General features: G+C 35.5%; 10 protein-coding genes. 1 reads left to right on the top strand and 9 read right to left on the bottom strand.

Annotated features, from left to right (window positions below; all coding sequences use genetic code 11):
• Positions 1 to 47 precede the first annotated feature (47 nt).
• From BM107_RS21255 to BM107_RS21220, 8 genes are all read right to left on the bottom strand, one after another.
• A complete protein-coding gene (locus BM107_RS21255) occupies positions 48 to 1025 on the bottom strand; it encodes a hypothetical protein (RefSeq protein WP_139222318.1) in 978 nt (325 codons plus the stop codon).
• Positions 1026 to 1104: 79 nt separating this feature from the next.
• On the bottom strand, positions 1105 to 2742 hold the full coding sequence (locus BM107_RS21250; protein WP_090987076.1) for a restriction system-associated AAA family ATPase: 1638 nt from the start codon (positions 2740 to 2742) through the stop codon (positions 1105 to 1107).
• A complete protein-coding gene (locus BM107_RS21245) occupies positions 2723 to 4405 on the bottom strand; it encodes a restriction endonuclease subunit S (RefSeq protein ID WP_090987074.1) in 1683 nt (560 codons plus the stop codon). The genes BM107_RS21250 and BM107_RS21245 overlap by 20 nt, the downstream gene beginning before the upstream one ends.
• Entirely contained in the window at positions 4405 to 5973 is a 1569-nt protein-coding gene (locus BM107_RS21240; RefSeq protein ID WP_090987072.1) for a class I SAM-dependent DNA methyltransferase, read from the bottom strand. Before BM107_RS21240 ends, BM107_RS21245 begins: the two co-directional genes overlap by 1 nt.
• Positions 5974 to 5982: 9 nt before the next feature.
• Positions 5983 to 8766 carry a type I restriction endonuclease subunit R gene (locus BM107_RS21235; RefSeq protein ID WP_090987070.1) on the bottom strand — a complete coding sequence of 928 codons (2784 nt, stop codon included), beginning with the start codon at positions 8764 to 8766 and terminating at the stop codon, positions 5983 to 5985.
• A gap of 498 nt (positions 8767 to 9264) precedes the next feature.
• Positions 9265 to 9606, bottom strand: a complete 342-nt coding sequence (locus BM107_RS21230; RefSeq protein WP_090987068.1) for a DUF2185 domain-containing protein — start codon at positions 9604 to 9606, stop codon at positions 9265 to 9267.
• Positions 9590 to 10096: a hypothetical protein gene (locus BM107_RS21225; RefSeq protein ID WP_090987066.1), complete on the bottom strand. Its 507-nt coding sequence runs from the start codon at positions 10094 to 10096 to the stop codon at positions 9590 to 9592. The genes BM107_RS21230 and BM107_RS21225 overlap by 17 nt, the downstream gene beginning before the upstream one ends.
• A 76-nt stretch (positions 10097 to 10172) precedes the next feature.
• The gene (locus tag BM107_RS21220; RefSeq protein ID WP_090987064.1) at positions 10173 to 10613 is read right to left on the bottom strand and encodes a hypothetical protein; all 441 of its coding nucleotides are present in this window, start codon (positions 10611 to 10613) and stop codon (positions 10173 to 10175) included.
• Positions 10614 to 11073: 460 nt separating this feature from the next.
• Here BM107_RS21220 and BM107_RS21215 point away from each other — a divergent pair, with 460 nt between their 5' ends.
• Positions 11074 to 11469 (top strand): hypothetical protein, encoded by a 396-nt coding sequence (locus BM107_RS21215; protein WP_139222317.1) that lies wholly within the window; start codon positions 11074 to 11076, stop codon positions 11467 to 11469.
• Positions 11470 to 11659: 190 nt separating this feature from the next.
• Here BM107_RS21215 and BM107_RS21210 read toward each other — a convergent pair whose 3' ends face one another.
• A complete protein-coding gene (locus BM107_RS21210; protein ID WP_090987060.1) occupies positions 11660 to 11902 on the bottom strand; it encodes a hypothetical protein in 243 nt (80 codons plus the stop codon).
• Positions 11903 to 11960 lie beyond the last annotated feature (58 nt).

Raw genomic sequence — 11960 nt, 5'->3', positions numbered from 1 at the left:
TTGAAACATTAGTATATTTGGAATATCTCCGATTTAAATCGATAAACTCAAGAGCTTACTTTTTGTAGTTTACTTTCAATATCTTGAATTGAAAAAATGAAAGAAAAATAAATATATTTAATGATACCCATGGGTGCTATTGGTATCTGATATTTAAGTTCTTCGATTGTTTCATCTAAAAAATCAGCAAAGGACTTAGCATTACGTTTGAATTTTCTAATTAATTCTCTAAACCATTCAGCTTCTAATCGTTTTATGTTTTCCGAAAATCTACGTTTTATACCATAAACTTCATCCCATGACTTGTCTCGGCTATCAGTTACTCCGTCCCTTAATATTTCAAATTCCCAATCAATACTTTTCAAAAGTGTTTCTAAATTTTGATTATTATACGCTTCATTTAATGAGACATTAATAGAAAGCCTATCTAATGTTATATTCGAATCATAAGGATAAAATGAAAGTCTTCGAGCTGGACCAGCATCATATAATAATTCTTTAGAACGCTTTTCTTGTTTATTACAATATTGACAACAAGGAAAAAGCAATTTAAAATTTATTGAAACAAAAGGATAAGTGGCTTTCGCAATAATATGATCATATTCTTCCCTATATTTCCCCTCCGAGGGGTTAAATGGATATATACCACAAAAAGGACAAATAATAAAATCACAATTAGTCTCATGAGTCAACGAATCGTAATGATGCTTAACTGTATTCCATTGATTTTCCATTAGTACAGTTTGCGGATACTCATTCCACAAATCCTCAAAGTATTCTTTTAATTTATCAGAAATACTAGAATGTAGTTGCTTATAAGTAATCAAATTATGGGAAAGATTATCAAATACTGAAATACAATTATTTTGTACTAAAGCTTCTTGAACCGTTATTTTTTCCCCATAAGGTAATTTATGATAAATCCCTACAATTTCCTTTAATGGATTTAATAATCTTTTTTCAGAGGCATTAAGAATGTGCATGAAATCAGGATGAACTAATTTTTCTTCATCATATTCTTTCAAATCGTAGTGAAAAATATTCTTGAATATATAGTATATGTGTTCATGGAACAGATAAATAGGATGATCTATTTCTTTAAAACTAGTCAACATGTCTATCTGATTTTAGTTCGTTTTCTTTAGCCATAACGTAACTGTAAGCATCAAATTTTTCGATCGATTCACCAAATGAAAGCAATTCCTTTTTTACTCTTCTTATGTCATCCAACGTGTTGATACTCTTTTTTAAGTTATTTAATTCCTTATTTGAAAAATCTGAGATTGTAATATCTCGATCAAATATTGTTTCCAAAATGAAGCTCACTGATGCCCCAAAAGTTTCAAATTCTGGGTTTTCCAACTTCAAAGTCTTACCGTCTCGTACAAACTTATAAACATTTTCTTTATGATTATCGCTGATGATAAATGGCGAATGCGTGGTCATAATCAATTCTTGCTGGTGGATGTTTTCAGGATTTCCTTCAGCATCGTATTCTTTTCCCGAAACTCTATTGAGCATGGTAACCATTTTGGCACGCCATTTAGGATTGAAATGCGTATCGGGTTCGTCCATCAAAAATAGGCAGCCATCTTCTTCCATCATCATAACAGAGCCAATGACCTCGTTTAACTGATGCTCTCCGTCGGAAAGCGATTTGTAGTACAGAATGTCTTTTTTATTATCATCAGACTTTTGTTTTTTTATCCTGATTTTTTCGATTCTGAATATCAAATCCGAAGGGTCAGACTTGGATAATTCATCGGTAATATTAATGGTTTTGTGAGCATTCGTTACAAACTTTCTAGTGGCTTGTTTTTCGATTAGCAGATTTAAACTTTGCAATTCATAAAATGCCTGAAATAAATTAAAAGCTGTTTTGTAATAATATTGAAATGCTTGATGCGTAGCCTCATTAATCACAAAATCCAAGACCAAACATTTAGCTTCCGTATCATCTCGCCAAGTGGTCGCACAGGCTTTTAGCGGATTCCATAAGGTTTGTTTTTCTTTTAGTAATGTTAAGGCTTCTTGGGTATTGTGCTTGTAGTTGAACGTGATGCGAAACGAATGCAAATCTTCTATACGAAAAATACTTTTTAGGTAATTTAATGGTGCCGTTTTGCCTAAAAGCATATTGGCTACAAAAATGCTGTAATTGCTTTCTGCGTCTAAAAAATACATCCTACGATTAGCACGTTTGTATTCACTATTAACCATTTCGGTAAAGTAATGATATCGCAAACGTATAAATGGATTACTCAATAACTCGTTCTGACCAGAAGTATAAGCGATTACTTTTTTTGGTAATAAATCATTGGTGTGAAAATCTCTTCGTATAAAATCCTTTTCACCATATTCACAATATGAAAATTCTACAGGAGTAGAATTGTCATCTTTATCCTGTATTCTTTTAATTATTCTAACATGGCAAGCGTTTTTAAATTTGAAGCTGGAAATCCCATTAGATAGATTCTTTAATGGTAATAAATATTCTATTTCAAAACCAAAGTTAGCATTTCTCATATAGTCTTTTGGAGTAGTTTCTATATGATATCTTTCCAAATAATAAAATATCTCAGCCAGTAACTCCAAAAAATTAGATTTCCCACTACCGTTTAAGCCAGCAAAGACTTTGGTGGATAGCTTATTGTCTTCCGAAGTATGTTTAAATTCGTAATCTACATTTGCAGGTAAACTACGAAAGTCTTCTCCTAATATTTTAAGGCGTAGTAGTTTCATCTTTGATACGGAAATATATGCCGGAGCGTTCTTTTTTATCTTCTTTACTGAGGTTTTCTAGATCGGTTTCAGTAAAACTTATGTTGGGAATATTCTCTGTTTCGGCGTTATAAAATACTTGTTCTAAAGTCAAGAAAATGTTTTCGCCTGTAAGAGCGGTCGCTATAAAGCGGTAAAAATCATCAGCATTTTCGTACTGGGGGTTTTTCTTTTGCTCGACAGAGGAGAAATAATTGACCTGCATTACTTTATCTTCTTTCAAAAAGCGTAACAACATTTCTGCATTAAAATAATGACTCCCAAACTCGCTACGTATATTGTCAGATACTTCTTTAAAGCTTACATTTTCCCAAATTAGTTTGCCTTTGGTTGCTGGTTTGGGCTCTTTTATAGTAGTTTCTTTGGATGATGCTTTCGTTACAACAACATCGGGTTGTTCGATAGGTCCTTTTGTAGTTGTTTTGATAGGATTCGGCAATAGACTTGCATCAAAAGGCACTTTGGACAGGTCTATAGTTCCTTCAAAAACTTTTTGGCTTATTGAGGCATATAATTCTTCCAAATCCTTTAACTGCGCTTCTTGCTCTGCTTTGATGCGTTCAATTTTTTGAGCAATATCTGCAAATTGGTTTTGAAGTGTGATTGGAGGAAGTATAAATTTGAACTTTTTAAATTCCTCTATCGGAGGGAAATTGGGAATTCCAGAACCAATATTATTTCCATAGTATTTCTTTTTAAAATTTTCATTAGTCCATTGCCATGTAAAAAAAGTATTGTCTATTAAATTGTTATTTAATGTCAATCTTAGTAGCGCTTGATTGATAATCCCTTTTTTAGCATTCTTTGGAACTATAGCTAACTTACCTAAATATACTCCTGAACAACTGATAATAATATCCCCTGATTTTACTTCAAATGCTTTCAATTCTTGAAATTTATTTTCATCAATGTAATATCTCTCAAAACTAAAATCATTATTTAGAGCATGATATTGTTCGTAAACTAAATATCCTGATTGAACAAAAATTTCCTTTTTCAAGGCTCCTCCAAAAGGTCCTCTTCTTATTGATTTCTTTTCGTCAACTACAATTTTAGAAATTGTAGAATTTTCCCATCCCTTTTCATTCTTTACAGGATCTCCAAACATTTGATAAAAAGTAGCTTTTGCCAATTCATCTAATAAATCAATGGCGCTTTTTCGTTCGTCAATGGTGGTTTCTATTTTTTCTAATAGATTAGCAATACGAATTTGATTTTCGTAGGATGGAAGTGGGATTTGGATATTATCAAGCTCACTACGTGTTAATTTTCCTCTCGTAGAACCTTTTATATGGAAATTTAAATCAGCAAAGTTTAAATAGTATCGTAAAAATTCTAAATTAGCTTTCCCGTTTTCAATCAACACGTGTGCATGATTGTTAACCCATGTTTTACCATCATAAATATTCGAGCAAACCTCATTTTTACCCCAACTTCCTCCATCTTCAGCTATACATAGAATTTTTTCATCAAAAATATATTCATCAATGTAAGTAAGGATATTATTTGCTCCGATGTATGGATATAAGCCTTCTTTAGAAATTTTATCTCTATCTATTGAGTTTAAAGGACGTCTTTTGTAATCAAGATTAGTTGTTATATCTCCTAAAAATCTATATTCCATTATAACATTTTTTCAAGTTCGTTAATCAATGTTGCAATGTTATCTTGCTTTGTTTTTAGGTCGCTCATAATCTCAGTGGTGGGGCGGAGTATTATTTCTTCATACACTTCCTTACGGTAGCGGTTAAAACTCAAATCGTAACCTTTCTCTATCAATTCCTGCTTGGGCACATAGAAATAACGCTTGGTACGGTCGGTTGGGTTTTCTTGTTCACGATTGTTATAATGTTCTATAATTTTATGAATATCACCAAAATCACGCTTACCTTCTCTATCAAAACGGTCATTGCGTTTATCATCTAAGGTTTTTCCATCATGTTCCATATCATAAAACCATACCCGCTCGGTTTCGCCACCTTTGGTAAATATCAAAATAGCTGTAGCTACTCCTGCATAGGGCTTGAATACGCCCGAAGGGAGATTGACCACCGCTTTGAGCTCACATTTATCCATCAAAATACTGCGTACATTCTGAAATGCTTTGCCTGAGCCAAACAAAACACCTTGCGGAATAATCACACCTGCCGTACCACCCATACGAAGCATCTTGTATATACGCTCCAAAAACAAGAGTTCTGTCTTTTTCGTATCAGTCGTAAAGCTCTCATTGATTTCGGCTTTGTCCAAACTTCCAGTAAATGGTGGATTGGCCAGTACTACGTGATATTCGTTATCTTCATTATAAAACTTACTCAGCGTATCTGTATAGTCGATATTGGGGTGCTCGATACCGTGCATCATCAAGTTCATCAGCCCGATACGAATCATATTTTGGTCAATATCAAAGCCGTAGAATGTGTTTTTGTTCAACACTTCTTTTGAAGCATCATCTACTAAACGGTCTGCCAAAGTACCACGAGTAAAGCCATAGTTGTCCAATGCCTGGTGCTCTGGAGAGGTAAACTGTGTTAAGATATATTGGTAAGCGGCTAATAGAAAACCAGCTGTACCGCAAGCAGGGTCGGCTATTTTATTGCCTACTTGCGGTTTTACCATCTCTACCAGCATTTCTATAATATGTGTAGGCGTACGGAACTGTCCATTTTTACCTGCGGTACTGAGTTGCTGTAAAAGATATTCGTAAATATCTCCCTGAGCATCTACGAAGCGGTCTTGAGCATATAAAACTTCGTAGATTTCATTTATTTTTTTTACTGCTTCTGTAAGTAAGCTTGGCTTTGGTATAATGAAAACCGCATTGTCCATATGCTTGGCAAAAGGAGAGTCGGTTTCGCCTAATGTTTTGATAAAAGGAAAGATACGGGTTTGCATTAATTGATACATTTCTTCCGAAGGTTTGCGGGAAAAGTTTTTCCAACGTAATTCTTCTTTTGCTATTCCTTTCTCCTCTTCCTCACCAGGAATGAGAAATTTACCCTCAAAAATAGACTTATATGTTGTTTTTAAATATTCTGCATCTCCTTGTCTTTTTTGGTCATTTTCATCGAGTTGCTTCATAAACAGCAAATATGTGATTTGTTGTATGGCATCGATTGGATTACTTAATCCACCTGACCAAAATTTATCCCAGAGCTCGTTTACTTTACTTTTAATTTCTTGATTATCCATTTTTAAAAATTATGCCGCTAGAGCATTTATAAATTGTAATATCTCTTCCATTCTTTTTCCGGCAAAAACCCCACGAATTCCATTAGGATGAATTCGGGTAAAGGGTGCAGAGATTAAATCTTTGCGTTCTACACTGCCTTTTTCTATCAGAAAGGTTTGCAGCAGTCTTAAAAAATCCAACTGTTTTACACTCAAATCAGATTGATTGGCTATGAAATTATCAAAGGCCTTGGTGATGGTTGTTGGGAAATCTTCCAAGATCTCAATGCCCAAAATATGTTTGATAAATTGTACTAAGGCAGCGTTTCTGTTGTTGTACACTTTTCTGAGCAAATCTACCGTAATGTGTGGACTTTCATGTGATAATAGCCACGTCAATTCTTCGATTTCGATGTCGGAGATAGGCTCATTGGCTTTTATCTTTTGCAGAATTGGCAAATCGCTAAGAAGTATTTTTATCTTTTCTTCCACCATTTCCTTATAGCGTTCTATGCTTACGGCTTCTTGTTGCGGGCCAAAAACTACCCTTTCTTTTTCTAAGAGTACATCTACAAAATTGTATTGGGCAGGAAGCATCCTCATCGTACCTTCACGATATGTCATCAGCGTAGCTAATTGCTCTATCAAATTCGTTAGTTTTTTTTCTGTGATGGTATTCCAGTAATAATCTGTTTGGGCTTGTTGTATCAAGTCCTTGTGTTTGGCAACGGTATTGACACTTAAAGGCAATTCTGAAATCTCTTCGATGATGGCATTTTTCAAGGCTTCAAATTTCTTTTCGTCTTCTTGCCAATGTGCAATAGAAATTTCCACGATGTCTTTTTCAAAACGCATGGCTTTAAAATCTACGCTACTAATGGTGCGAAACAAAGGACGAATCTGTTCCTGCAGAAAATCCAATTTGTCGGAGGTCAATTCGTTAAAAAAGGAATCCTCTTTTACCTGCTCTACCAAAGTAATAGCGTCCCGTATTACGATAGATTGCAAGGGTAAATCGGCAATCGCTTTTTTAACTTTATCTAATGTTGGTTCTACTATTTCTGCAACAGCTGATGCTAAACCTATCGCTAACTTATCTATATACAAGCCAAATAAACGCACGGGTAAAGGAATTTGACTATTGAGATTTTTACCTTTGGGGTTGAGTTTGAAATATTCAAAATTATCCCAACAATCCAGAACCAAAAAGCTGTCTTTTTCGGTACACCAAGGTTTTATTTTGGTAGGCTCAAGCAAACGGGTGCCTCTTCCTATCATTTGCCAAAATTTGGTATACGAATAAACAGGTTTTGCAAACACCAAATTTGTAATTTCCCGCACATCAATACCCGTGTCTAACATATCTACACTGATGGCAATTCTAGGGAAATCTTGATTTTTGAATTGGTCGAGCAATCCACCTTTACCATACACACGAGGATCATCAGAAACAATCACTTTCGCTAACTCTCCAGCATATTCGGGATAAAGCGAGTTAAATATTTCTTCGATACGCCTTGCATGTGCTTTACTGATACAAAAGAAAATAGTTTTGCCGGGCAATACACCATTATGGTCTTTGAGGGATTCCTCCATAAATTCACGTACAATCAATGTATTTGTCCCTTTATTGATTACCCTTTTTTCTAATTCCGTTCCCTCATAATTGATTTCTGCTACTTCCTTTCCTTCCAAAATCAACTTCTTTTGGTCTTCAAGAGAAATGGTTCTTTTATTAATTCCTTCAACTTGAAACTTAGTTTTAATTTTCATTACCTGAAAATCGCTAAGGTAAGGCGGTATGTGATTTACAGCTTCTTCGTAGGAATAAGCAAACGTAGGCAAGCCATTTTCACAATCAAAAAGCTCAAAAGTATTGTGGTCTATCACATCAGTTGGTGTGGCAGTCAAACCCAATGTAAGGGTATTGAAATATTGTAATATTTCTTGGTAGGTGTTGTAAATACTTCTATGACTCTCGTCGACTACAATTAAATCAAAAAAATGTGGACTTAATTTAGTGTTGTCATTTCGTATAACATTAAAAATAGTAGGGTAAGTAGAGACGTAAATTCTTCTATCCGTCGCAAAATTGGTCTCTTGATATTGAGGCCAACGTGGCTCATTGGGCAGGTGTTCTTTAAAATCATCCAAAGCCTGTCCTTGTAAAGCGACTCTATCTACCAAAAATAACACTTTTTCGATCCAACCGCCTCTCATTAAAGCATCAATGAGTGATATTACGGTTCGGGTCTTACCCGTACCAGTAGCCATAACGAGAAGAAACTTAGAACGTTTTTTTTCTAAAGATTCCATAACAGAACGAATAGCACGAATTTGATACTCTCGCCCCGCAATCTTAGTATTGATAAATTCCTGGGATAAGCTTTTACGATGTTTTCTTAGATAAGCATAACGTTCTAGATCGTCACGAGTCGGAAAACCATAAACTCTGTTTGGAGGATAGTTTCCTAAATCCCAAAAATAGATTTCGTGACCATTTGTATAAAAACAAAAAGGCAATTCACCATCTGTTTCCTTTTGTATGTTATAGCAATACTGTTTTGCTTGTTCTTTACCAAGAGCTGCATCCACAATAGACTTCTTAGCTTCTACAACTGCTAAAGGCTTACCATTTATGCCAAGCAAAACGTAATCTGAAAATTCAGTTTTATACTCGTCTCTACTTTCCTCCCAAATATTTTTTGATTGAAAATGAAACTCTCGTATAACTTTCGTATTATCGGTCACGTCCCAACCCGCAAGACCTAAGTTAATATCGATTATTTCTTTACGAGTCCTTTTTTCGTTCATCTTCTGTAGATAAAATACTATTATCTTGCTAAATTAGATATTTTGAGTTGAATTCTAAGGCGAGAATAAAGCTTTGTGAAGCAAGAAATTGGAATGTTAAATAATATTTTTCACATTCGCCAACTTTTTTGTTCTAAAATAGTCTTGTTAAGGCATTCACTACTTTGGTAAGACTTAAATTTAGACATTAATTATATGAACTTTTTTCTCTCTAAGTCTTCAATTATAGGCTCTACGAGCACCAGAAACCGATTTAAATGTTCAAAGTATTTCTCATTAGGGGTACTTAAGATGGCTTTCAGATCAAATCTGAGAGCCATTTTTATTTTAACATATGCTACTTCTATTCGGTTTAAAATTATTTAATTAATTATAAATCGAAACGTTTGGTTTGACGGGTTAGGTAGAGGCCACACACCATTACTTCTGAATATCCGGATTGCAACCTATTTCTTTCTTTTAACGGGATGGTTTTATTTTTGGATAGGCAATGATTTGCTATCCGATATCATCACTGAACTCACTTGTTCCGTCTATACGCTCCAAATCAGTGCCAACCGGTAAGTGCAGATATGGGATAATGGCCTGATCATAGTTTGCAATGGTATTGACTTCGTAGATCATGGTATGAGTATGATCGTCCAGGTAATCTTGCGTTTCAGTACCAGAAAGAAATATCCAGCCGGAATCGTAGTCGAAGTTTGGTTCTTGCCTGTACATGTACTTTATGGGCAAACCTTCAACTGTGATTTTATCAGTTGCCATGCATCCACCCATCGGAGCAATAACATCTTTAATTTCGTGGGCTTGTAATTTAAACTTCTTATTTTTGTTTTGCATGTGATTTTACTTTCAACCACTCCGTAAAGTAGTTCTTTATTGTTTCATCTATATTATTGCGGTCTACCCCATCAATATACCACTGCACTTCTTCAATCATCAGATCGGTTTTAGCATAATACAAAAAGTAGAATTGCTGTAGTGCCTTGTCATAATCAAGCTCAAGGTAAAGATCTCTAAGCTCAGCAAGTACTTTTACTGATTCCAGCTTGCCGCCAAGGCACGTCTGTATAAGGTAAGTAACATAATTCTCTACAGCTTGGCGTTTATCAGAGAAGTCCAGGCCCAATTCATGAAGTGCTTTTGTAGTTAAGGTTTGCATTTCAAAGTAATCAAATGGCTCGCGCATACCTGCTAAAATAACAAGGTGTTCGGTATCGAAACCACTCATTAACATTTCAACTGCCCAATCAGACCAATTTTTGTCAAAATCACGGTCTAATGCTTTACAGACTAAAATCCTGATTGTAGAATCTGGTAATGGGCGCATGCTGGAGCTGGTGGTGTTTTACCTGTAATTTCTTAAATTGTAATGTAGAAAATAGCGTTAATTGCAGGCAAAACCTTTACTCATGTTTAAACTCAAAAGGCTGGTGGAGCCGGAACCTGGCGGCTTGCCCATCTCTGGTACCCGGGGTATTTTTAGGGAGGAGTTTCAAAATCCTGACAATTTCATTTTTCATGGCCTCGGTCCCCGTTCCTTTTACCATGTATTTAGAAACACTGCCGTCTTTTTCAACTATTGTGGTTACCTCAAGTTTGGTGTAAAGTTTGTTTTTCTTAATCACATCAGAGTTTGCATATTGATTGTGCGTAAACTGTGTATATTCTGCCTGACTAAGGGGGGATAAGGGAAACTTGTAAATGTGCCCTTCAGAGGATAGTTTATCATCATAAATTGTGGTATCAGCCAGTGTGTTTATTTTTGTGCTGTCCTGGGCTTTGGCTTTTTGGCTGATGGCGATCAGGATTAATGCTGAGATGAGCAGTAGGATTTGTTTTTGCATTGAGATTGCGTTTAGTTCAAATATAAACATTCGGGTGAATAATTTAAAATGGTGCACCAAAATTGGCTTTGCGCAAATCCAGAATTTCGTAGCTAAGCTACTATAGGGAAATAGATCAGTTTTGGATATTGAAACCAAATCCATTTCTTAACTTTTGCCGGACGAAAATACCTTGTAATGATATAATAAGCAGCAGTTATGGGGCATTTATCTTTACAATTACGTTGAGTAATGAATAATTAATTTGAAAAGGCAGTAAGTTAGCCGGTAAAGAAATGGTATAAGGATATTTAACTATAGTTATTCTTCAACATGCAAACCTGATTACCTGGCTGGTTAACTGAATCAATGAATTTTAAAAACAAATAGCGTAAGCCTTTTTTGATGTTATTGACCATCCGAGCCGCATAAAACAATTACTAAAACGGTCTGTTAAATCTAATTAAAGTTAATGCACAATATGATGAAATGCCTGATGATGATACTGTATTGTTTGCTGATCTCTACAGTACTAAGTTTGCTTGGGGTATTTATTTTGCAGACGATGAAGGTAATGGGTACAGCAGAATCTGATTTTATCAACTTACCTTATGGCATTGCTGTCGGTTTTAACATCTGCCTGGCTTTTGGCACCCTGCCAATATTATTCAACCTCAATAATAGGGTTAAGTTTAGCCCGCTAATGAGTGGCTTAAGCTTTTTTCTACTGCCATTTATGCTGGTATTACTCTCCTTATTATTGATGTGGGACGAGCTATGGCCAGGCGTACTCTTTGCGCTTCCTTATTTATCAGTATTAATTATTTTCTTTATGCGCTTTAGGCGTGGACAGCATTTAAAGCAATATCATCAATAAGACTTCCTTTGAACCTGGTATTGAACATGCTATACCTGGAGGGGAACCATCTAAAGTAATGAATAGCTGGCCGACCGGATGTAGCGTAAGTAAATGAAGCACCTGCTCTATTGGTACCCCATAATGATTACTAAACGGGATTTATTACAATGATCGCCCGGGTCTGTAAACCTATAATTTACACCCAAAACTAAGCATCTTCCCCATTCCAAACATCATCATCAGCCTGCCTGATTTTTTGGTGACCGGAACTGACGCTCTTTAATTCTTCGTGGTGGTAATTTCTTTCCGGATTTTCGGGCAAGGTATCGTCATAATGGTCTGGCACTTGCTGCCCGTGCCCCGGTTTTTTTAGCTCGGGTAAATCATCGTGTACAACAGCGGGCGTTAAAATTTTCTTTGTGGGTTTATTGCGGTTTTCCATAATGATCATGGTATCAAATTTTAAGCCACAAGCAACAAGCGGTTAATTTTTTTAGGGCGAGGGTAGC

The sequence above is a fragment of the Pedobacter suwonensis genome, from assembly GCF_900111825.1.
GTDB lineage: Bacteria > Bacteroidota > Bacteroidia > Sphingobacteriales > Sphingobacteriaceae > Pedobacter > Pedobacter suwonensis.
The sequence above is the reverse complement of the archived record's forward strand: the minus strand, read 5'-3'. Positions and strand labels throughout refer to the sequence as shown.

Coding starts and splice junctions, on each gene's coding strand:
- BM107_RS21250 (WP_090987076.1), bottom strand. CDS start 2,742: ATGAAACTACTACGCCTTAAAATATTAGGAGAAGACTTTCGTAGTTTA.
- BM107_RS21245 (WP_090987074.1), bottom strand. CDS start 4,405: ATGGAATATAGATTTTTAGGAGATATAACAACTAATCTTGATTACAAA.
- BM107_RS21240 (WP_090987072.1), bottom strand. CDS start 5,973: ATGGATAATCAAGAAATTAAAAGTAAAGTAAACGAGCTCTGGGATAAA.
- BM107_RS21235 (WP_090987070.1), bottom strand. CDS start 8,766: ATGAACGAAAAAAGGACTCGTAAAGAAATAATCGATATTAACTTAGGT.
- BM107_RS21230 (WP_090987068.1), bottom strand. CDS start 9,606: ATGCAAAACAAAAATAAGAAGTTTAAATTACAAGCCCACGAAATTAAA.
- BM107_RS21225 (WP_090987066.1), bottom strand. CDS start 10,096: ATGCGCCCATTACCAGATTCTACAATCAGGATTTTAGTCTGTAAAGCA.
- BM107_RS21220 (WP_090987064.1), bottom strand. CDS start 10,613: ATGCAAAAACAAATCCTACTGCTCATCTCAGCATTAATCCTGATCGCC.
- BM107_RS21215 (WP_139222317.1), top strand. CDS start 11,074: ATGATGAAATGCCTGATGATGATACTGTATTGTTTGCTGATCTCTACA.
- BM107_RS21210 (WP_090987060.1), bottom strand. CDS start 11,902: ATGATCATTATGGAAAACCGCAATAAACCCACAAAGAAAATTTTAACG.